At 56.9% G+C, this 21,834-nt stretch carries 17 protein-coding genes; 10 read left to right on the forward strand and 7 right to left on the reverse strand.

Annotated elements, in window-relative coordinates; translation table 11 throughout:
- Positions 1 to 121: 121 nt before the first annotated feature.
- Positions 122 to 1,141 (forward strand): LacI family DNA-binding transcriptional regulator, encoded by a 1,020-nt coding sequence (locus tag AC2FH2_RS12860; RefSeq protein ID WP_496823834.1) that lies wholly within the window; start codon positions 122 to 124, stop codon positions 1,139 to 1,141.
- A 2-nt stretch (positions 1,142 to 1,143) separates the two neighbouring features.
- Here the strand turns inward: AC2FH2_RS12860 and AC2FH2_RS12865 are convergent, their stop codons facing one another.
- A complete protein-coding gene (locus tag AC2FH2_RS12865) occupies positions 1,144 to 2,115 on the reverse strand; it encodes a LysR family transcriptional regulator (RefSeq protein WP_271949993.1) in 972 nt (323 codons plus the stop codon).
- 88 nt (positions 2,116 to 2,203) lie between these two features.
- Complete coding sequence (locus AC2FH2_RS12870) at positions 2,204 to 4,639, reverse strand: GcvT family protein (protein WP_496823836.1); 2,436 nt, start codon at positions 4,637 to 4,639, stop codon at positions 2,204 to 2,206.
- A gap of 184 nt (positions 4,640 to 4,823) precedes the next feature.
- Here AC2FH2_RS12870 and AC2FH2_RS12875 point away from each other — a divergent pair, with 184 nt between their 5' ends.
- Both AC2FH2_RS12875 and speB read left to right on the forward strand, forming a co-directional pair.
- Positions 4,824 to 6,341 (forward strand): trimethylamine methyltransferase family protein, encoded by a 1,518-nt coding sequence (locus AC2FH2_RS12875; RefSeq protein WP_496823838.1) that lies wholly within the window; start codon positions 4,824 to 4,826, stop codon positions 6,339 to 6,341.
- A 60-nt stretch (positions 6,342 to 6,401) separates the two neighbouring features.
- Positions 6,402 to 7,370: an agmatinase gene (gene speB / locus AC2FH2_RS12880; RefSeq protein ID WP_496823840.1), complete on the forward strand. Its 969-nt coding sequence runs from the start codon at positions 6,402 to 6,404 to the stop codon at positions 7,368 to 7,370.
- On the opposite strand, the gene AC2FH2_RS12885 is transcribed toward speB, so the two are convergent.
- The 5 genes from AC2FH2_RS12885 to AC2FH2_RS12905 all read right to left on the reverse strand — a co-directional run bounded on the left by AC2FH2_RS12885 (position 7,367) and on the right by AC2FH2_RS12905 (position 13,269).
- Complete coding sequence (locus AC2FH2_RS12885; protein ID WP_496701259.1) at positions 7,367 to 8,341, reverse strand: arginase family protein; 975 nt, start codon at positions 8,339 to 8,341, stop codon at positions 7,367 to 7,369. The two genes, speB and AC2FH2_RS12885, sit on opposite strands and share 4 nt — an antisense overlap.
- A 51-nt stretch (positions 8,342 to 8,392) precedes the next feature.
- Complete coding sequence (locus AC2FH2_RS12890; RefSeq protein ID WP_271949986.1) at positions 8,393 to 9,982, reverse strand: ABC transporter permease; 1,590 nt, start codon at positions 9,980 to 9,982, stop codon at positions 8,393 to 8,395.
- Positions 9,975 to 11,012, reverse strand: a complete 1,038-nt coding sequence (locus AC2FH2_RS12895) for a quaternary amine ABC transporter ATP-binding protein (RefSeq protein WP_142637767.1) — start codon at positions 11,010 to 11,012, stop codon at positions 9,975 to 9,977. The genes AC2FH2_RS12890 and AC2FH2_RS12895 overlap by 8 nt, the downstream gene beginning before the upstream one ends.
- A gap of 77 nt (positions 11,013 to 11,089) precedes the next feature.
- Entirely contained in the window at positions 11,090 to 12,040 is a 951-nt protein-coding gene (locus tag AC2FH2_RS12900; protein ID WP_271949984.1) for an ABC transporter substrate-binding protein, read from the reverse strand.
- Between the two features lie 341 nt (positions 12,041 to 12,381).
- A complete protein-coding gene (locus tag AC2FH2_RS12905) occupies positions 12,382 to 13,269 on the reverse strand; it encodes a LysR family transcriptional regulator (RefSeq protein ID WP_142637763.1) in 888 nt (295 codons plus the stop codon).
- 98 nt (positions 13,270 to 13,367) lie between these two features.
- Here AC2FH2_RS12905 and AC2FH2_RS12910 point away from each other — a divergent pair, with 98 nt between their 5' ends.
- The 7 genes from AC2FH2_RS12910 (at position 13,368) to AC2FH2_RS12940 (ending at position 21,833) form a co-directional block, all read left to right on the forward strand.
- On the forward strand, positions 13,368 to 14,810 hold the full coding sequence (locus tag AC2FH2_RS12910; RefSeq protein WP_496692979.1) for an aldehyde dehydrogenase family protein: 1,443 nt from the start codon (positions 13,368 to 13,370) through the stop codon (positions 14,808 to 14,810).
- Positions 14,810 to 15,784, forward strand: coding sequence for a membrane dipeptidase (locus AC2FH2_RS12915; RefSeq protein WP_281973181.1), 975 nt, complete (start codon positions 14,810 to 14,812; stop codon positions 15,782 to 15,784). Before AC2FH2_RS12910 ends, AC2FH2_RS12915 begins: the two co-directional genes overlap by 1 nt.
- A 4-nt stretch (positions 15,785 to 15,788) precedes the next feature.
- Positions 15,789 to 17,477, forward strand: coding sequence for a hypothetical protein (locus tag AC2FH2_RS12920; RefSeq protein WP_496823843.1), 1,689 nt, complete (start codon positions 15,789 to 15,791; stop codon positions 17,475 to 17,477).
- On the forward strand, positions 17,474 to 18,103 hold the full coding sequence (locus AC2FH2_RS12925; protein WP_496823845.1) for a DUF3726 domain-containing protein: 630 nt from the start codon (positions 17,474 to 17,476) through the stop codon (positions 18,101 to 18,103). Before AC2FH2_RS12920 ends, AC2FH2_RS12925 begins: the two co-directional genes overlap by 4 nt.
- Before the next feature lie 12 nt (positions 18,104 to 18,115).
- A complete protein-coding gene (locus tag AC2FH2_RS12930; RefSeq protein WP_281973183.1) occupies positions 18,116 to 19,129 on the forward strand; it encodes an Ldh family oxidoreductase in 1,014 nt (337 codons plus the stop codon).
- Positions 19,130 to 19,386: 257 nt separating this feature from the next.
- Positions 19,387 to 20,571 carry an ROK family transcriptional regulator gene (locus tag AC2FH2_RS12935; RefSeq protein ID WP_496694023.1) on the forward strand — a complete coding sequence of 395 codons (1,185 nt, stop codon included), beginning with the start codon at positions 19,387 to 19,389 and terminating at the stop codon, positions 20,569 to 20,571.
- A complete protein-coding gene (locus AC2FH2_RS12940) occupies positions 20,568 to 21,833 on the forward strand; it encodes a M20 family metallopeptidase (RefSeq protein ID WP_496694024.1) in 1,266 nt (421 codons plus the stop codon). Before AC2FH2_RS12935 ends, AC2FH2_RS12940 begins: the two co-directional genes overlap by 4 nt.
- The last annotated feature ends 1 nt before the right edge of the window (position 21,834 follow it).

Below are 21,834 nucleotides of genomic sequence, written 5' to 3' on the forward strand. Positions count from 1 at the left end.
CCAAGCCAGCACCGGTTTGCCTGCGACAAAGCAATCAATCTCTGTAAGCGGTTACAATTCGCTTTCACCTGAACGGCGCAGAGCTTACACATATTTGCAAAATCAAATTTCAGGTTTGACAATGCCAAAGGCAAAAACTGCACCGACCCTGGAGGATGTTGCGAAACTCGCGGGCGTATCGACCGCCACGGTTTCACGTTGCCTCAATTCTCCGAACCTGGTGGTGCAGGCTACGCGTGATCGGGTTCAGTCTGCCGTTGACGCTTTGGGATACACGCCGAATTTTGCCGCGCGTGTTATGGCTGCCAGACGGTCGCACACCATCGGCGCCATCATTCCCACCATGGAAAACGCGATCTTTGCGCGTGGACTTCAGGCCTTTCAGGAAGAGCTGCGCCAGCATGGCTATACCCTGCTTGTCTCTAGTTCGGCCTATCAGCCTGAGATCGAAGAAGAGCAGATACGCAACCTGGTCGCACGGGGGGCGGATGGGTTGCTGCTGATCGGGCATGATCGAGACTCGCGGATCTATGACTATCTCGCAAAGCGCAGGATTCCGGTTCTGATAGCGTGGTCGTTTCAGGCAGACGCACCAGTCCCTTCGGTCGGATTTGACAACCGTGCGGCCATGGCCGAACTGGCAAATCAAGTGATCAGGCTGGGTCACCGGACCCTGGGTATGATTTCTGGTGTCAGCACCGGAAACGACCGTGCCCGACTGAGGATCGAAGGGGTGCAAGAAGCAATGCGCCGCAACAACATCCCAAATGACCGGCTGACGATCGTAGAAACGCCATATGAAATCGAAAACGGGGCAGAGGCGTTTTCCCGTCTGATGTCGCGGCAAGATCGACCAACAGCGGTGCTGTGCGGGAACGATGTTCTGGCTATCGGTGCGTCGCGCCGGGCCAAGGAGATGGGGCTTAGAGTTCCTCAAGACGTATCCGTCACAGGGTTTGACGATATCGAACTGGCGCAGATCACCGATCCAGGTTTGACGACCGTGCATGTCCCACATCGCGAGATGGGTCGACGGGCTGCGCTGGAACTGGTTGGGTTGATCGAAAAGCCCACCGAAAGTTGCAATGTACAGTTGCGAACCAATTTGGTCGAACGCCAATCGCTGGGGCGCCCCGGCTGACTTCAGGCGGCCTCGTTTTCCATGGTGCGAAACTCACCTTTCAACCAGGCGTGACTTGCGCACATCGGGTCGGTAAAATGTTGACGGATGAGCTTTCCCATCGCTCTTTGGATTAGCTTCGAAGTGGTCTCGGGGTATACGTCGGTCGTGAATAAAGACACTGTTCTTACAAAGTTTCGGCCGGGAAATGGCACCACCCGAACTTGGTCGTGAAATCTGTGGGCCCTATGAAAACTTGCGGCCGTGGTAATGGTCCAACCGGTGCCTTCAGCGACCAATCCTATGATCGACTGATTGCATTCCAGTTCGAACCTGTTGGGTAGATCAAATTTACCTCGCCTGAGCTGTATCTCAATTTGCTTGCCGATCACGTAATCACGCGAATAGCGCAGCAACGGCAATTCTGCGTTTGATGAAAACATCTCCTCGGGCATGCCACTGAACGCTCCGGGCAAAACAACGATAAAAGGGTCGCGCATCAACGGGTATTCGATCAGGCCCTCGGTCCGTTCGAACGGTCGGGTCGCCACCCCTGCATCCAGCTTGTGTTCCTGTAACTTGGCAATGATCTCATGGCTGGGGCGTGTGAAATGCCGAAAACTGCAGCGCGGCAAAGCATGCGCAAGAAACCGAAACAAGTCTGGCGAGATTTGATTGTCGAAATCATCAATCAGTGCCAGCCTCAAATCCGTCGCATGGCGCCAGTTACCCGACCGGATCTCCGCCTCGGCCTTTTTCAAAACAATCAGCCCATCGCGGACATGGCGCGCATAGACTTCACCGGCAGGTGTCAGACCCATTGGACGACGCCCGTGATCCACCAAATCAATGCCCAACGCGGTCTCAAGGCTTCGTAGGTGATTGGAAACTGTGCTGATAGACAAACCGGTTTCCGATGCGACCTGTTGGATCGATCCTGACTTTGCGACCAACTGAAAAACTTCCAGCCAGCGGAGGCTTAGCGACTTTGGCACATTTACAGTCCGTTGTTTCGATTACATCAAAACTAGCGAAACAAAGAACGCCCCTCATTGCAATGATGAACTTGCAACCCGTTCTGCGTCAAGCCCGGAGCCTGCTATGGTCCGGGTCATAGGGCGAAGGTGCGATCACGGTTGCGTTGACCCGTGTTCCACAGTGATCCAACTCTATCTTGCACCCGATTTCTGCAAGTGACGGATCGACAAATCCATGGGCAAGATTGAGGCCGGTGCGGTGCCCCCACTCGCCCGAGGTGATTGTCCCGACAACCGTGTCACCCAGCATCAGCGAAGCTCCGGCATGGGCAGATCCCTGTTCGGTTTCCAACCGGAGCGGCACGAGTTTTCTCCGCGGCCCATCAGCATCACGGTTCAGCAGGGCATCGCGCCCGATGAAGTCGCCCTTTTCCAACCTCACAAACCGATTCAGACCTGTTTCAAAAGGATCAAACTCGGTGATCAAATCAGCCTTCCAGTGCAGGAACGTCTTTTCCATCCGCATGGAGTCGATCGCCCGAGCGCCAAACAACTTGAGGCCGAAGTGCTCTCCAGCCCGCCGCAGCGCCAGATATGCGCTATAAAGCGAAGGGTTGGGAACGTGGATTTCATATGCCAGTTCGCCAGAAAAACTTACCGCCATCACCGTTGCCTGAGCGAACCCAACAAAGCACTCCCTGACGCTCAGCCATGGAAAAGCCAGCGGGGACCAATCACCGCGCGCGCAGGACGCCAGCACATCACGTGATTTCGGGCCGGCAAGGATCAGAATGGTGCAGTCGTTGGTCAGACTGCGTAAATGCACGTCTTCATCGGGGTGGCGGTTCTGCTTTAGCCAATCCATATCGTGGAATTCACTTGCCGCCGCCGAGCCATACCAGACCCGGGCAGGGCCGCGATCGCTGGCGGGCAGGTTCGCCACAGTCGCTTCGGCTTTGACCATCCCGTGATGGTTCAAAAGATAGCCCAGCCCAACCCTGCCGTCGCGGCGCGTGACAGCACCGCAAAACAGACGATCCAGAAAGGCATGCCGATCCGCGCCGGTAATCTCGATACGGTTGAAACCATTCACCTCGGACAACCCGACATTGGACTGAACATTTGCCACCTCGGCCCCGACCAGATCATAGGTTTCGTCAAAATCGAAACTGAGGGTCGGTTCAAAGCTGGGGTCAGGCTTGATGTAATCCACCCTTTCCCATCCATTGACGACAGTGAATTCGGCGCCCTCGGCCGCCAGAACCGGGGTCAAAGCAGTGGTCTTGGCGGGCCTCCCCGCGGGGCGGTGTTCATGCGGGAGATGAAAGCGAAATTCGTTTTGATAATCCTCAACCGCCTTCAGTGCCGTCAGTTCGACATTCGCATGGTCGGTGAACCTGCGCGGGTCCAGACACCAGGTGTCATAACACGCTTCTCCATGCACAATCTGCTGGGCCAACAGCCAACCATGGCCACCGCCCTCACCCAATCCAGCCCGCAGGCCGATAATACAGAAGGCGTTGCGCTTGCCCGGGATCGGCCCGACAAGTGGTGCACCATCAATCGTATAGGTTATCGGCCCGTTGACGACCGTGTGAATCCCGGCCTCTAACAGCGCAGGCATCCGAGCAAAAGCGCCTTCCAGTACGTCCGACACGCGGTCCAGATCGTCCGGGCAAAGCGCATTTACAAAATTTGGATCGATCCCGTCCATGCCCCAGGTCTTGCAGTCCTGTTCATAGAACCCCAGCAAGAGGCCGTTCTTTTCTTGTCGACAGTAGAAATCGCTGATCGGACATCGCAGCAAAGGCATTCGGTGGCCGGCATCGCGGATAGCAGGAATTTCTTCCGTCAGAAAATACTGATGCTCCATCGAGGCCACGGGGTGGTGCACTCCCATCAAGGCGCCCACTTCGTTCACACGATATCCGCAGGCATTCACCACGATGTCACAGTCGATATCACCGTGTTCGGTCTGTACCGTCCAGGTGTCATCCTTGTGCTGGATCAACCCGACAACCGGGGTATTCCGGTACACTTCGGCCCCGGCCAAACGTGCAGCCCGGGCCAACGCCTGACACAGCTGAGCCGGATCAATATCCCCGTCCAAAGGATCCCACAGCCCGCCAATTAGGTTTTCGGTCGAGATCAGAGGGTGCCGCCGAGCGCATTCTTCGGCATCAATAACCTCGAAATGGACATCCATCCCCCGGGCCATCGAAGCGAAATGACGGTATCCCTGCATTTGTGCTTGGGTGTTCGCCAACCTGATTCCGCCGTCACCATGGTGGTAATTGATGGGATAGTCGGGATTCGCAGACAGGTCTTGGTACAGTTTGATCGAATGGGATTTCAGTCCAACCATGGTCTGGTTTGTTCCAAAATTCGTCACCTGCGCGGCTGAATGCCAGGTGGTACCAGAGGTCAACTCGTTTCGTTCGACCAGGACGACATCTGCCCATCCTTCTTGCGTCAGGTGATACAGAGTTGAGCACCCTGCGATCCCGCCACCAATTACCACTACTTTTGTCCGCGACTTCATTGGCTTTGCTCCTCTGAACCCTAATAGGTTTTGCTGAAAACGGGTCTTCGCAACAGCTTACGAATGGCTTGTGCTGAAAAATCGAAACTACGATTGAGGATTCTGAAAGGCGCATTTCTCTTTTGCAGAGACCCCGCATCGCCCTTTACGGTTCCGGGAATTCTGACATGAAAAGGATTGGGCGTTGTCAAAGGGCAGTAAAAGAAGCGGTCGAAATGCGCGTCTTGCGCAACGCGCAGCAGAGCCCGCCATAGATCCGTGCCCCCCCGGTCAAGCCGGTGGTCGCTTTCAACCTTTGACACAGTCCGAAGTCAAACAAATATACAATACCGCCTTAAGGCTGCTGGAAACTCTCGGCATGGGCGAGGTCCCGGACAGGCTGGGCAACGATCTGCGGTCAGCCGGTGCACAATCCGGACAGCAAGGGCGGCTGCTATTTCCTCGAAACATGGTTGAAGACGCTATTGGGTCCGCTGCCAAGACTTTCTCGTTTCATGGCCGGGACGAAGCGCGCTCGATCGAAGTGGGCGGAAATCGTGTGTTCTTTGGCACCGGCGGTGCGGCGGTGCAGACGCTGGATCTGGAGAGCGGTCACTATCGCCCCTCCACGCTGGCCGATCTGCATGATTTCACGCGGCTTCAAGATACGCTGGCCAATGTCAGCTGGTTCACGCGCTGCTGTGTCGCAACCGATTTGCCCGATGTTTTCGATCTGGATGTGAACACAGTTTACGCGCTGGTGCGCAATACCACCAAACCGATTGCCACATCGTTTACCCTTGCCGAACATGTGGCCCCAATCGTCGAAATGCTCGACATCGTTGCAGGCGGGCCGGGTGAGTTCGCCAAGCGACCGTTTCTGAAGGCCCATATCAGCCCGGTGATTTCACCGCTGCGCTATGGCGAGGATGCGGTGGACGTTGTCTATGAATGTATCGCCCATAACATCCCGATGTCCTGTATCACCGCCGCACAGGCGGGCGCCACTGCACCGGCGACACTCGCCGGGTTTCTGGCGCAATCTTTGGCCGAGACGCTGGCCAGCCTTGTCATGGTCAATGCGATCAAACCCGGTTTTCCGATGGTGTTTTCCAACTGGCCTTTCATCGTTGATTTGCGCACGGGTTCTTTCGCAGGCGGCAGTGGCGAGACCGCCATTCTAAACGCGGCGTCGGCGCAGATCACCAACGCACTGGGGCTGCCTTCGGGTGTGGCCGCCTCAATGACCGATGCCAAAGCTGTCGACGCCCAATATGGGGCAGAAAAGGGGATGACCTCGCTGGCCGCGGCACTGGCCGGGGGCAACTTGATTTACGAAAGCTCGGGTATGACCGCTTCCTTGCTGGGCGCCAGTTTCGAAGGGTTCGTTCTTGACGACGAAATGCACTCTCATACCTATCGCGCGTTGCGCGGCATCGAAGTGACCGATGAGAATCTGGGCTTTGACGCGATTTGCCAGGCGGTACTGGGCGACGGTCATTTTCTGGGCAGCACCCATACCTATGCCGCGATGGAGCGGGACTACTTCTATCCGGCGTTGGCAGACCGGACCGAACCCCGGACATGGCAGACCGAAGGGGCCGCCGATGCCTGGTCAGTCGCCCGCCAGCACGCAAAGGACATCCTGGCAAAGCACCACCCCCAATACCTGACCGAAGAACAGGACGCGGAAATCCGCAGACGGTTTCGCATTCTGTATTAGACTTACGCTGAACGATCCCAGCCAGTAGGCTTGCAGCACATACATTCAGATGAGGCCCTCATGACAAATCCCTTCTTTCAGCCGGTCTCGGCAATGGAGCTTGCGCGTTTCGCAGGTGTCCCCACGTTCATGCGCCTTCCCGAACTGACCCCCAAGGACGACCGGATCAACGAAGTTGATATTGGGATCATCGGGGTCCCGTGGGATGGCGGCACCACAAACCGCCCAGGCGCGCGGCACGGGCCTCGGCAGTTGCGCGACTATTCGACCATGATCCGCGCAATGAACCCGGTCACCGGTGTAGCCCCTTTTGCCATGGTGAATTGCGCCGATCTGGGTGATGTCGCGCCGAACCCGGTGGACATCGAAGACACCATGAACCGAGTCACGTCTTTCTATGACGATCTGACCGAACGGGGCATAACGCCGCTAACCGCGGGCGGCGACCACCTGACCACCCTGCCCGTCTTGCGCGCTCTGGCCAAGTCGGAGCCATTAGGCCTTATTCAATTCGACAGCCACACCGACCTGTTCGACAGCTATTTCGGTGGCTACAAATACACCCATGGCACACCGTTTCGTCGTGCCGTTGAAGAGGGCCTTGTGGACCCCAAGCGCTTTGTCCAAGTCGGCATACGCGGGACGGCCTATAACACAGACGATATCGATTGGGCCGAGGCACAGGGCATCCGCATCATCCGCATCGAAGAACTGTTCGACCGCGGCATTGACGATGTCATGGCGGAGGTGCGGGAGATCGTCGGAACAGGTCAGACCTATTGCACCTATGACATCGACTTTGTGGACCCCACCTATGCCCCCGGCACCGGCACGCCAGAGATCGGCGGGCCGAACAGTTTTCAGGCGCAGCAGGTGATCCGCCAGTTAAGCGGCGTCAATCTGGTCGGCGCTGATCTGGTTGAGGTCGCGCCCCCCTTCGATGCCGCTGGGGACACGGCCTGGCTGGGCATCTCACTGATGTTCGAGCTACTGTGTGTTCTGGCACAGGCCGTAGACGCCCGCCGCTAACCGGTGTTTTCGGCAATCATCGAGATCATCTCGAACATCACCGCCGCCGCGGTCAGGGCGGTGATGTTGTTGGGGCTGTCCTTAGTCGGCATCATGCAAACAACGTCACCGCCGACAATGTTCAAACCGCGCGCGGCACGCAGGATACCCACGGCCTCATCAATATCGAACCCCTTTTCGCCCGGTTCCAGATTAGAAACCGCCGGAGCGATTGTCGGATCAAGGCAATCCAGATCGAAGGTAATATAGACCGGTCGTTCGCCTAGAACCTCTTTGGTCTGCGCCACTACATCTGCAAGCCCGCGCTGACGGAATTCGCGCATGGTGACGATGTTGTACCCATAGTCGTAAGAAGGCTGCAGCCAGTCCAGGCTGCGCGGATGGCCTCGCAGGCCGATTTGCATCGAACGGGCTGGATCAACCTGCCCCTGATCGGCCAGATAAGCCCCCCAATGGGCTGCCGATTTCTTTGCCCCCAAAAAGTGATCGACCTTTGTAAACACATCCGTATGGGCATCCAGATGCAGAAAGCTGATCGGCTCTCCTCCGGCCAGCTTCCCACATCCCAGCGCCTGTACGATCCCGCCGGTAATGGAATGGTCACCGCCAACGGATACCGGGCGCGCACCTGCCGCATCTATGTCCTTGTAAAAGGCGGTAATGCGTTCGATGCAGTCTTCGTTGTCGTTGGCGCGCGGAAAGGGTACATCGCCGACATCGGCAATCTTGGCGCGGCTCCAGGGGTCGATCTCAAAAACCGAATGGACCCTGCGCTGTACCGCCGAGACATTCCGCAAGGCGCGCGGGCCCAGATGCTGATCCCTTTCGGTTGTCCCGTTTCCGGTCGAATGCGGCACACCAACAAGTGCAATATCCTGCCCCTCGGGTCCGATATTGGGGCAGCGAAACATCGTCGGTATGCCCCACCAGTACAAATTGTCCATCATGGACTGCTCATAGCGGTCGACCATTTCATCCTCCGGTAAAAAAATGCCCCCGGCCTGGGCCGAGGGCATAGAAGTTCAGATTCTTTCGTCTTCTCGCCGGAATGCGCCCTGAACAATACGGTCCATGACCATAGCAAGGAACAAAATGGCAAAGCCGCCCAACAGGCCAGGCCCCTTGGCTGCATATTGCAACGCCTCAAGGATTTCCTTGCCCAGCCCTCCGCCACCGATCAGCGAAATGATCACCACCATCGATAGGCACATCAGGATAGTCTGGTTCACCCCGGTCATGATCGACGGCAAGGCCAGAGGTATCTCGACATCCTTCAGCAATTGCCATTTCGAGGCCCCAAAAGCCACAGCAGCCTCTTTGATACTGTCGGGAACGCCGCGCATCCCAAGCGCCGTCAGTCGGATGACCGGCGGCATGCCAAAGATGATCGTGGCCAGAATGCCGGGCGGGTTGCCGGTGCCAAAGAAGGCGATAATCGGGATCAGATAGACGAAGGCCGGCAAAGTCTGCATCAAGTCCAGCACGGGCTCTGCCGCGCGGTAGGCACGCCTGGACTTGCCAAACCAAATGCCCAATGGAATGCCAAAAACAACGCATAACAGCACCGCCGCACCGACCAGCGCCACGGTTTCCATCGCCACATCCCAATATCCCAGCAAGGCGATATAGGCCAATGAAGACGCCGTGAAGATCGCCACTCGGGGGCCTGCAGCCCGCCAAGCCGTCACACATATCACCAGCATCACAACCGGCCAAGGCGACCCGATCAGCGCAATGGTCAGGGCATCCAGAACCGACCGAACCCCAGCGACAATCCCATCGAATACGTCCCCGCCAGCAAGAGCGGCCGCATCTATCTGCGCCTCCATCCAGCTTGCAAGGTTTGAAAACAGGGTCCCGCCGCCCTCACCCAATATCAGTGCTGACACTTCTTTTTCGGGGAATGCATCCAACATGGCCAGCGAAGCATTGACCGTGAATTTGTAGACGATCAACGGCCCAATCGCCGCAACAAGCACAGCCCCCAGCACCATATTTCGCCTGGACTGGCCACTTTCGGTACTGTCCGGATCGGTCCGCCATTTTGAATACTGTTTTTCATAGACGCGGTCGGCATAGAAGCCCTGTGCCAGTTTGAAGACCAGCAGCATCAGCAATCCGGTGATCATGATGCTCAGCGCTTCAGACTGCGCGGCCGCGGCTTTTCCAAAGCTGGCATCGGCGGCTTTCTGTATATTCGCTGCCAGCTTGGTGAAACGGTCAATATCGGCCTTCTCTGTCGCATCGGCCGCCCGCGCCAGCAGCTCGTCGGCGCGTGCCTGCTGACGTTCAGCACGTTCCACCATGTCAGCGCCCGGATTGCCCCAGGCACCACGCCCGATCTGAACCCAAGCGATGATTTCCAGGATCAGAAAGGTCCAGAACATCCCCCAGATGGCTCGTGATGCTGACCACAAAGGCCCCAGAACCCCGGCCCAGAGATTGAACGTATTCGGAACCGCGCTGGTTGCATCATGGATCTTGTGAAACGCCTTGACGTAATAGTCCCCATTCGGACCAGCAAACTCGTGAATGGACCGATCCAGTGCCTCATGGTCGACCTCGATATCCGAGGCGGCGGTGACTTTCACTTCGGTGGTTACATCAGTCATTCTTGCCCCCCTGAATTCCGCGCAGCAGGCGCGGTTTGGTCACGACGCCCACGTCCTGTCCTGCATCGGTGATGATCACCGGCAGGTCCGTGTCGACAGCCAGGTCGATCAACTGATCCAGATCGGCCCCCTCATCCGCGCGCGGCGCGCCGTCGGTCGGGCCGGAATAGCTGTCCAGTGGCTCCATGATTGAATGCGCCTTGACCAGTTTCAGTTTGGATATGCCCTGAACAAACTCGCGCACATAGTCATCGGCCGGATTCATCACGATGTCTTCCGGTGTGCCAATCTGAACGATGACACCATCTTTCATGATCGCAATTCGGTGGCCAATGCGGATAGCTTCGTCCAGATCATGGGTGATGAACAATGTGGTCTTCTGCAACTGGGCGACCAGCGCTTTGAACTGGTCCTGCAGCTGCAGCCTGATCAGCGGATCGAGCGCAGAAAAGGGCTCGTCCATTAACAGGATTTCCGGATCAGAGGCCAGCGCGCGGGCAATTCCAACACGCTGCTGCATCCCGCCCGACAATTCTTTGGGCAGGCGATCTTCGTACCCGGTCAGGTCCACCAAACCCAGCGCATGGTCCGAGACGGCCCAGCGCTTGGATTTGGACACTTTTCGAATTTCCAAAGGATAGGCCACATTGTCTCTGACAGATCGGTGCGGCATCAGCGCCATATGCTGGAAAACCATCCCGATCTGCTGCGCGCGGATACGGCGCAGCTCAGCCTCGGATATTTTGGATACGTCCTGGCCCAGAATCTCGATCTTGCCTGAGGTCGGCTCGATCAAGCGGTTCACGTGGCGCACCAGCGTGGATTTCCCGGATCCCGAAAGACCCATAATGCAGAAGATTTCGCCGCGCGGGACTTCGAAAGACGCACCCTGTACGCCGACCACACAATTATACCTTTCAAGAACTTCAGGCTTTCCAATCCCTTCATCCCGTACTGCGGTCATGGCCTCTTCTGCCCGCGCACCGAAAATCTTCCAGACATCTGTCAGCTTAACGACTGTTTCGGTCATACTTGCCCCTTCAATGCAAAACAGGCCGCCAGGCATTCCCGGCGGCCTATCTGTAATTCAGTTCCGAGCGTTACCGATCACTCTGACATCCAGTTCAGAACTGCATCTTCGTTCGCACCGACCCATTCTTCGGCATATGCGAGCGGCTCTTTGCCATCTATGACAAGCGCATAAGTCATGGCCGAGACAGCGGCAGTATCCAGTTTCATGTTGGACAACAGCCGAGCAACTTCGGGGTACTCATCCTCAAGAGATTTGGCATAGTGAAGGTGCAGATAGGCCAAATCCCAGGCGACACCTGCTTCGGATTTCTCCAGCCAATCCGGATCATCCGTGGGCTGCAGGACATTCCATTTTGCCGCGTCATAGGCCGGCTCTTCCAGGATCTGAAGATCATGCAGTTCAAACACGTAATGCGGCGTATAGCAGAAACCCACCCAAGGCTCACCCGCTTTGATCGCGTTATCAAGGTTCGCATAGGCGACGGTTTCGTCTATCTCGGTCAGTTCCATGACCTGGTCATAGCCATATGATTTGGCCCGGATTTTCTCGACGTTGGTCGACGCCCAGCCGGGGGCACCGATCCATACTTCGCCCTGCCCGTCGCCATTGCTGTCGAACAGTGCCGCGATGTCGGGATTGGTCAGGTCGTCAATGGACCGAATATCATTGGCATCAGCGGTCGCTTTGTCGACACACATTCCTTGAAACGCCTCAACGCCATTGGAATTGAAGGTAACTGTACCCTTTTCGGTTACATAGGTGTCATGCAGGTTCTGCTGGTTCGGCATCCACACTTCGGGGTGTACGTGCATGGCGCCGGAATCCATCGCCTCGAACACGATCGGGTTGGTGCCATTCTGAAGCTCGACCTCTAGCCCCAGATTTTGTTCGATCGCAACCTTTAGAATGTGCGCTGTTGCATTTACCGATGGCCAGTTCGGCACACCGATCACAATGTCAGCAGCAAAAGCAGGCACAGCGACTATCATCGACGCGCCTCCCAGTAACATAGTGAGTTTGTTCATATTATTTCTCCGTGTTGGGCGTTCGAGGCGCTTTTCTTCTTACCCTATGGGCAGCGGTACGCCTGCCAAACGACATCGGGATGACGTTCCATCCCCCTTTCTTAGCCAGTTACCGGGCGCGCCGGTTTGACAGGAAAATTCAAACATGCCGACACATGACCCATCAAGAACAACATGCCACAAATCAATATATGCGTCTTTCTCGAATATTAGATTCGGTTTATTCTGATCTTGGTCGATATGACGCCTGAAATAGGTGCAGCCGATTCTTGAGTGGGCTTGTCTGCCATCAATATCCCCTAAGCGGCGCCATCTCAGACAGGGGTACAGATTTTATCCAGTCAGTCCTCAGATCCCAGTACAAGATCCTGCTTCAGGATGAAGTCCCCAAACGCGTCCGTCAGCGTTTGAAAGCGCGAGCGTTGCGAGACATAAAGATACACCTGCCTTTGATCTTCGAGATCAGCGATAGGACGGAAGACGATAGCCTCAGGGAGAGACCGTGCAACGGTTTGCGGTAAAACCGTCACCCATTCCTCGGTGCGCACCAATGCGATCAGTGAATGGGTGTTCTGAATGGTCACACCGGCCTTCGAAATCGCCGCGTGAAACCGCGGGGACTGAACCAGATCGCACAGAGCATTGCGTATGAAGGGAACCGAAGCCACCTGTTCGATGGTTGGCATCTCCGATTGCTGTGCCAGCGGGTGTGCAGCCGTGCAAACCACCCCAAACCTGTCTTCGAACAAGGGCGTGGCTGTGACCCCGTTTAGCGCAAGATACCCGGATGCAATACCGATATCCGCTTTTCCTTGCACAACTGCGTCCAGTACCTGCTGTGTATCGGTATCGCGGAGCTCGATCCTGATATCGGGGAAATGGCTATTCATGTGACTCAGCACCTTGGGAAAGGCAAGAGCCGCCACCGACGGCACAGACACGATCCGCAACAGGCCGTACTCTGCGCTGGCTATTGCCTCGATATCCTGAACTGTTTGATCGAACTGTCTGACCTGCTTCAAAGCCAAATCATGAACCTGCCGACCCACTTCTGACAGTCGATTTTTGCGCTCTCCCTCGAACAGCTTCTTACCCAGGTGCTCCTCAAGCTGCTTCAGCGTCATCGACACCGCCGATTGCGTTCGTCCAAGACGGTCGGCGGCCTCGGTCAGATTACCAGTCTGCACAACCGTGCAAAAACTGCGCAGTGTTTCAATCTTGATCGCCATACTTCAGTTTTTCTGCAATTTGTTTCATTTAATTGAGTTTGACTGATGTTCGCCAAAAAATCCATCCTAGGTCAAATGAAATCGCACTGGGGCGTAACGTGACACAACTGAATCTGATTGCTGGCGAATGGCTGGCAGGTGAGTCTGAAATCGAAAACCGCAATCCTTCGGACCTGAGCGATCTGGTCGGCATGTTTGCACAGGCCAGCGCTGACCAGCTTGAGGCGACGCTGGATCAAGCCCGTGTTGCACAGGCTGAATGGGCCGCCTATGGCATCGAACGGAAGCAAGCTGTTCTGAACGCTATCGGCAATGAAATGATGGCCCGGGCCGAAGAACTGGGTACGCTCTTGGCGCGCGAAGAAGGCAAGCCGCTGGCCGAAGGCAAAGGCGAAGTGTTCCGCGCTGGGCAGTTTTTTACCTACTACGCAGCTGAATGCCTGCGTCAAATCGGTGAGAACGCGGATTCTGTGCGCCCCGATATCGAAGTAGACGTTCGCCGCGAAGCTGTCGGCGTTGTCGCCATCATCAGCCCATGGAACTTCCCTACCGCGACTGCCTCGTGGAAGATTGCTCCGGCGCTGTGTTATGGCAACGCGGTTGTGTGGAAACCCGCCAACATCACCCCGGCATCCGCTGTCGCACTGACCGAAATCATCGAACGTCAGGACATCCCCAAAGGTCTGTTCAGTCTGGTTATGGGTTCGGGGCGCAGCATCGGGCAACGCCTGGTCGAAAGCCCCAAGGTCAATGCAATTTCCTTTACCGGGTCAGTCCCGGTCGGCAAGGGTATCGCAGCAGCCGCCATCCAGAACCTGACCAAAGTTCAGATGGAAATGGGATCAAAAAACGCGCTGGCTGTGATGGACGATGCTGATCTGGATCTGGCCGTTACTCTGGCATTGGGAGGAGCGTTTGGCGGCACCGGACAGAAATGTACGGCGTCTTCGCGCCTTGTCGTGCATGCGGGTATCCATGACGCGTTTGTCGAAAAGCTGGTGGCCGGTGCGCAAGCGATGAAGGTCGGCCACGCGCTGGAGGAAGGCGTGCAGATGGGTCCCGTCGTCAGCCAACAGCAACTGAGCGAAAACCTGGCCTATGTTGATCTGGGCAAATCCGAAGGGGCCGAGCTGGCCTGTGGCGGAACCCGGCTGGAGATGCCTCATGACGGGTTCTACATGTCGCCGGGCGTGTTTCTGAACACCAACAACGACATGCGCATCAACCGCGAAGAAATGTTCGCGCCCCTGACCAGTGTCATCAAGGTTGGCAGCTATGACGAAGCGCTGAGCGTCGTCAACGACACCAACTTTGGCCTGACCTCGGGCATCGTGACCAAATCGCTGGCCCGCGCCACGCATTTCCGTCGCAATGCGCGCACTGGTGTTGTGACTGTGAACCTGCCCACTGCAGGCACCGATTACCACGTGCCTTTTGGCGGCCGCGGCGACAGCTCTTACGGGCCGCGCGAACAGGGTAAGGCTGCGGCCGAGTTCTATACCACGGTCAAAACCGCCTATATCAGCGCGGGCCCCGTGTGATGCGGATCGACGGGCTACAATATGCCAACTGGTCGGAAAAGATTTTCCGCCAACTGCGTGACGGGGGCGTGGACGCGATCCACGTCACCATCTCGTACCACGAGAACTTTCGCGAAACGGTTCTGAATTTCGAGAAATGGAACCGCTGGTTCGAACAAAACCCGGACCTGATCATGAAAGGGCGCTGGGCCAGCGATATCGATACGGCTCGTAAAACGGGCCGGACGGCTGTGTTCTTTGGCTTTCAGAACCCCTCGCCCATCGAAGACGATATCGGGCTGGTCGAAATCCTGCACGATCTTGGCGCCCGTTTCATGCAGCTGACCTATAACAACCAGTCCTTGCTGGCGACCGGCTGTTATGAGGCCGATGACACAGGCATAACCCGTATGGGCAAGCAGGTGATCAAAGAGATGAACCGCGTAGGTCTTGTAGTGGACATGAGCCATTCGGCGGACCGTTCCACCATCGAGGCCGCTGAATTGTCCGAGCGTCCCATAGCCATCACTCACGCGAACCCGTATGATTGGTCGCCCGCGCTGCGTAACAAGCGTGACGATGTCATTCGTGCAGTGACGGAAAATGGCGGGATGCTTGGCTTTTCGGTTTATCCCCACCATCTGAAAGATAAATCCGACTGCACGCTGGACAGTTTTTGCGAGATGATCGCACGCGCCGCCGACAAATACGGCGCGCAGCATCTGGGGATCGGCACAGACCTGTGTCAGGATCAACCCGACAGCATTGTGGAATGGATGCGGGTTGGCCGCTGGACCAAGGAAATCGACTATGGCGAGGGATCCGCTTCGGCACCAGGCTTTCCGCCCATGCCGGGCTGGTTTCAGGACAACCGAGATTTTGGGAACATCGAACAAGGGTTACGCGCGACCGGCCTGAACGATGACGAAGTGGCCGGGATCATGGGCAGGAACTGGTATCAGTTCTTTGCCGAGAACTTCGTCCCACAAGGGTAACACTATGAATACACGCGTGCAGACTGAAAATGTCAGACGTGATCCCGCGATGGTCATGCGGCTGTCGCGGCTGGGCTCGCTGCATCAATGCCGTCTCAGCTTTATGCGGCAACTGACCCGCCGTATGGCGCAGGAAAACTGGAGTTTTTCCCGACCTGCGTTCGAGATTGATGAACACGGCGTTGGCCATGCGGTCTATACCGCGCAAGGCCCTGATCACGCATATTCTCTGGTGGCGTTTGCCCATGATCTGCCGCCCGAAAAACGCTCGGACCGGGTCATCGCCGAGGCCTGGGATGCCACCTTCGCGCTATTTGACGGCATTCCGACGGCGGATGATATTCACCGCCTGTCGCAAAACGTACCAGTGCAAGAGGCCGGGCGCGTCAGCGAGTCAGAACTGTCATTGTCGCGCGCCAACCGGTCAGTCCGCCTGTGGGCACATGTGGTCGACCGTCTGGCCGCTGGTCAACAACCCGATCTGGAACAGATTTATCAGGTTGGCTACCTGATGCGGACAACCGCCGTGTATGGTTCCGGCAAGTTTGGGGCTGCAGATCGCGAGAAAACAGCCAGTCGCCCCGAGGTCAACGGCCCGTTCCAGACCGAGATGTTGTCGGTCTACCTGACCCGGACCTTTGTGCGCGATCTGGTGCAGCATATGGCCCAAGTGAAGGGCGGCGATCAAACCGCGCAGTTAGATCCGCAGATCGCCAGTTGGCTCGGCATTGGCAATTCCACAGGTCTGGGCATGGCCCCGTTCATCGTCAACCATCCGATCTTGTTCAATAACTGGATCATGGCGCGAGAGGAGGCCATCGCCCGGGTACGGTCGCTCTTGACCGCTTCGGAAGATGAGGCCCGTCAATTCCGTGGCATCTATGATCGTAGCAAACTCTCGATGTCCTGGTGGCAGTCTGAGCATCCGGTCCAGCGCGATAAGCTGGCGGCGCTCAACAACGATCTGCAGGCAATCTCTGGGTATCTGGACAGGGATGATCTGACGCAGAACCAACCCTGGGATCGGTTGATCCTGTGGTCGCAATCCGCGCTGAGCGAGGAGGGCCAGGAACTGCTCGCCTCGCTTATCCTTGAGCCCTATGGCGAATTGGTCGATGGGCTGAGCTGTTGTATGGCCGACAGCAATTCAAGTGCCCATGTGATTGATGGATCAATGTCGGTAGGCGCTGCGCGCGATCTGATCAGTAACAGTTTTGGCTGGGCCTTGGATCTGGATTGGAACGCAGCGGAAAACTGTGCGCGGGCCTGGTATGTCTCCGAGGAGAAGCTGGAGCCGCGACTGGGTGAGCGCTTTGAGGAACCGATAGCCGGTTACGAACAGCCCCTTGCCCCGGCCCGTGACGCCGCGATGGCGTATAAGGCGCTTGCCGAATGGGATACTCGCTCCTCCGTTGCAGAGTTTCTGCTGCGCCATCCTGAACATCGCCACACCCTGCGCCGCGCTCAAATGAGCCGAGTAGCCCCCTATGGTGAAATCCACGACAACACGATTAGCGCCACTGTCCTGCCTATCGACATGCTGCGGGCCAAGCTGTCGTTTTTTGGGGCAACCCATTTTGACCCCCGGTCGGACCGCTGGGTGCGGATCTGCATGTACTCCGGCGCACCATATCCTGATGAGCTAACGCCGGAAAATGCCGATCTGTGGGTTTATCCGGAGTTGCCGCAATGACCTATTCACTGAACGAGATCGAAGCCACCTCTAAACGCGCTGCCCGAGGGGCAGGGTATGCCTGGGGTCTGGCAGAAGAGGCCGCCAAAGCCACACGCTGGTTGTGCGGGCATGGGCTGGACGGGACTGCAGAGCTGGCCCACCTGCTGGACTTGGGTTTGGCTGCGGCGCCGGCAGATCACAGACCAGATGCGATGCAGGGCCCATGGCAGGGCAAGGGCGCTTTGTGCCCTCTGGCCACTGGCACCTTGCTGTCGGATTGTGCCGAACAGCTGCGCGCCGGACCGGTTGAGATGGCCAACATTGCAATCCCTGCCCTGTTACTGCCCTTTGCTGCCTATGCGGCACGTGAACTCAAGGGCTGTGTGGTGCTTGATTGTGATGGGCATCTGGCGGCATTTGATGGGTATTCCGTGTCGACCCCAGATACTTTACCCGCCCAGGCGCGCAGGGTGGTGGTTTCGCTGGGGGAACAGCGCACAGGCCCCCGCCCACATCAGACCCGCGCCGCCCCGACTGATCAGGCTTGGGCAACGCTGAATCGCTTTGCCCACCGCACCTATGCCCCCGCAACCGAGGAATCCCGCCTGCTGGGTGCAGGGGCCGGGCTTTCTGATAATGACTGATGAGGTACTGATTTGACCGAGACCCGGACCCTTACTCTGAACGAAATCGAAGACCTGTCGTTTCGCGCGCTTGTTGCTGCGGGGACTTCACCGGAAAACGCCCGCCCGCTGGCGGTTGCGACCGCGGCAACCGAGGCGGACGGCGTGGCAAGCCATGGGCTGGCCTATATCCCGATCTATTGTGAGCATGTCCAATGTGGCAAGGTCGACGGGCTTGCCAAACCGGTCATGACACGGCCCAAGCCAGGTGTAGTTACCGTAGATGCCGCAACCGGATTTGCCCATTCAGCCATCGATCTCGGGTATGAGACGCTGATCACCGCTGCGCGCGAACAGGGCGTTGCCGTGCTGAGCATCTGCAATAGCTATAACTGCGGCGTGCTGGGCTATCACACCTATCGTCTGGCACAGGCCGGGCTTGTCGGGCTTGGTTTTACCAACGCGCCAGCCTCGATCGCGCCATCGGGTGGCGCAAAGCCGGTTGTAGGGACCAACCCCTTTTCCGTTGCCGTACCCGGTACAGATGGGCAACCCGCCCTGCTGATCGATCAAAGCGCCAGCACAATCGCCAAGAGCGAGGTCATGAAACATGCCAGAGAAGGAAGGCCGATCCCCGTTGGGTGGGCATTGGACGCCGAGGGCAACCCGACCACTGATCCCAATGTGGGCCTCAAGGGCTCCATGGCACCTTCTGGTGGGTACAAGGGCGTCGGTGTGGCCCTTCTGACCGAAGTTATGGCGGCCGCTCTTACAGGGGCCACTCTGGGCATCAACGCCTCGCCCTTTTCAGGAACCGCTGGCGGCCCGCCCAAGACCGGACAGTTTTTCATTGCGATCGACCCTGTGGCGACATCGTCGTCGGGTGGCTTTGCTCAGGGCATCGAGGAACTCGTCGACGCCATTCGATCGCAAGACGATGCACATTTGCCTGGCGATGGCCGACGCGCAAAACGCGTCGCATCGGCCACACAAGGCGTGGCTGTAAATATTGCGACCCTTGAAAAGATCGAGGCCATCTTAGGATAAGCCGGTTTTCTTAGCCCGCAATCAGATTCTTTCTGGTTCGGGCACCCTTACCCAAACCTTCTGACCCAGCACCAATTTTCAGAACGGCTTCCAAGCCTTTAGCCAAAATTCGACCCGGACGCAGCAGGCTCATTTTTCGTATTTCATGCTTTAGCGCAGAAAAACCGGGTTGACTCAAATCGCACTCCATATTTAGTTCGGTAATAGAACGAATAAATGGAATCGACGTGGCAACGCAGACGAAAATCTCTCGACGAATGTCTCAAAGTGCGGTCGTTCAGGCGATTGCGACCTATGGGCCCATTTCGCGCGCCAGCGTGTCGAAGCTGACCGGTCTTTCGAAACAGACAATCTCGGAAATTGTCGGAAACCTAGAAAGCGATGGCTGGGTGCGGACAGTCGGTCAGACCGAGGGGCATGTCGGACGCCGCGCTGTGGTATATGAGATCGCTCCGGATGCGGCAACGGTCGCCAGCGTCGATCTGGGTGGAACAAAGATCAGGGTCGCACTATGCGATCTGACCGGTCGCGTTCTGGCCGAGCGCGTAGAGCCGACAGAACAAAGCGGCGGCAGACAAGTGGTCGATCAGGTTGCCCGTATGGTTCGCGCAACCGCAGACGACCCCCAATGCCCGTCAGGCGAATTGAAAATAGCTGTCGTCGGTGTCCCAGGCGTGCCGGACAGCAGGACCGGCGCGGTCCTGATGGCGCCTAACATAACCGGGCTGGATCAGATTGATCTTGCTGGCACTTTGAACGAACGGCTTGGGATAGAAATCCTTGTCGAAAATGACGTCAACCTTGCCGCTCTGGGCGAGCATTGGATGGATCATCGAAGCGACCAGGATGATCTGGTCTTCGTTTCCGTCGGAACCGGATTTGGTGCAGGAATCGTCGTCGGAGGTATTTTGCTGCGTGGCGCATCTGGTGCAGCTGGCGAAATAGGTTTTCTTCCCTTTGGTGCCGATCCCATTGCAAAGGAAAGCCATAAAATAGGCGCGCTGGAACGCGTAACCGCCACCGATGCAATCATCGGCGAATACAGGATGCTTACGGGCAAAACTTGCTCAGTTCCTGCGATCTTTGAGGCTGCCAATAACGGCGACAAAGCAGCCGAGCAAACGCTGGACAATGTCGCTTATCAGATCGCGCGGGCTTCGGCGTCGATTGTAGCGGTCCTTGATCCGTCCCTTATCGTGATGGGGGGCTCTATCGGCGCGCGTGACGAGTTGATGCACCGGATCAGACGCTTTGCCGCCCAGTGCTACCCCCGTGAAATAGAGATCCAGCCCTCAAAGCTGGGTCCGCATGCTGCCCTTGCCGGAGGTGTGTCTATTGCCCTGTCGCACCTACATATTTCTCTTTTCGCCGAGGGTCAGAAAGGTGCCGAGATCAACGTACCACCTCCAGCGCTCGATACCTTCAAGGCAAGTATGTCATGACCGCTATGGCTCTTTCAGAACGCTTGCGTCAAGAACAGGATGCTGATGCAGACCTGACTCTGTTGCGCAATGCCCTGTCCATCGAAAGCGTGACGGGCAATGAAACACGTTTTGCGCGTTTTCTGGACCAGCAACTTATGGCCCTGGGGCTGAATACCGGACGGAGCTGTTTCGCGGGTGAACGCGAAAATGTCTGGGGAATTGCTTCTGTGGAGGGACCCAACCTCATGATTTTGGGCCATACGGATACGGTGCATATCCGGGGCTGGGAGGAATATTGGGAAGACGATGCACGCAAAAATCCATTCGGCGCGACCGAAAAGGACGGGCACATCTGGTCACGTGGGGCAAGCGACCTCAAGGGTGGGATTTGCGCTGCGATTGCCGGGTATCGCCTGCTGCAAAAACTTGGCGTTATGCCTTCAGCCAGTCTGACCTTTGCCTTCATCGGTGACGAAGAAAGCGGTGAACCTGGCAGCGGCGTCAGCGCCGGGGCGAAAGATCTGGTTGGACGCATCAAATCCGCCGAGATCCCCCGTCCTGATTTCGCGATCTATGTCGAGCCAACGAGTTTGGACATTTATTCCGCCCAGATCGGGTTCTTTATCGCCGAGATCACGATAACTGGAAAAACAGCTTATTTCGGCCGACCCGAATTGGGGGTCGATGCATTGAAAGCAACGCATACGCTTCTGTCGAAAATCTGGGATCATGAAAAAGAACTGAACGCGGGCCCGCGTCATGACCTTGTCGGTGCCTCTTCTGTTCTGGTGACGCATATCGATGGCGGCGGGTTTATCGCAGTGCCCGGAGAATGCAGGCTCTCACTGATCCGGAAACTTAGACCTGGCGAAATGCTTGATGATGCAGTGGCAGCATTGGAAACAGCGCTTGGCCTGGATCGCCTACCTACAGGTATAGAGGTGTGCATCGACTACCCAGCCGGTCGTGATCATCCCAAGGGCGGCTCACCAGTTGAAAACGACCCCGATACTGAGGCGGTTCGCCTGTTGCAAAACTGTGTACAGCAAACTCTGTCCCGAAAAGTAGAAATCGGCGGCGCGCCCTACTGGTCTGAGATGCCATTTTTAACAGAACAGATCGGCTGTCCAACCGTTTATTGCGCACCGGGTGATATCGCCGTGGCGCATACTTTTGAAGAACGAATTGAGGTCGAAGAATACCTCGCCGCCGTCCGGGCCTTTGCGCTTTTCATAGCGCAGTTCGGTGCGTCGGACACGCTCGCAATGCATCCAACCTGAG

This window comes from Ruegeria sp. YTSA105, from assembly GCF_059610225.1.

Coding starts and splice junctions, on each gene's coding strand:
- AC2FH2_RS12860 (WP_496823834.1), top strand. CDS start 122: ATGCCAAAGGCAAAAACTGCACCGACCCTGGAGGATGTTGCGAAACTC.
- AC2FH2_RS12870 (WP_496823836.1), bottom strand. CDS start 4,639: ATGAAGTCGCGGACAAAAGTAGTGGTAATTGGTGGCGGGATCGCAGGG.
- speB (WP_496823840.1), top strand. CDS start 6,402: ATGACAAATCCCTTCTTTCAGCCGGTCTCGGCAATGGAGCTTGCGCGT.
- AC2FH2_RS12885 (WP_496701259.1), bottom strand. CDS start 8,341: ATGGTCGACCGCTATGAGCAGTCCATGATGGACAATTTGTACTGGTGG.
- AC2FH2_RS12890 (WP_271949986.1), bottom strand. CDS start 9,982: ATGACTGATGTAACCACCGAAGTGAAAGTCACCGCCGCCTCGGATATC.
- AC2FH2_RS12895 (WP_142637767.1), bottom strand. CDS start 11,012: ATGACCGAAACAGTCGTTAAGCTGACAGATGTCTGGAAGATTTTCGGT.
- AC2FH2_RS12900 (WP_271949984.1), bottom strand. CDS start 12,040: ATGAACAAACTCACTATGTTACTGGGAGGCGCGTCGATGATAGTCGCT.
- AC2FH2_RS12905 (WP_142637763.1), bottom strand. CDS start 13,269: ATGGCGATCAAGATTGAAACACTGCGCAGTTTTTGCACGGTTGTGCAG.
- AC2FH2_RS12915 (WP_281973181.1), top strand. CDS start 14,810: ATGCGGATCGACGGGCTACAATATGCCAACTGGTCGGAAAAGATTTTC.
- AC2FH2_RS12920 (WP_496823843.1), top strand. CDS start 15,789: ATGAATACACGCGTGCAGACTGAAAATGTCAGACGTGATCCCGCGATG.
- AC2FH2_RS12925 (WP_496823845.1), top strand. CDS start 17,474: ATGACCTATTCACTGAACGAGATCGAAGCCACCTCTAAACGCGCTGCC.
- AC2FH2_RS12935 (WP_496694023.1), top strand. CDS start 19,387: ATGTCTCAAAGTGCGGTCGTTCAGGCGATTGCGACCTATGGGCCCATT.
- AC2FH2_RS12940 (WP_496694024.1), top strand. CDS start 20,568: ATGACCGCTATGGCTCTTTCAGAACGCTTGCGTCAAGAACAGGATGCT.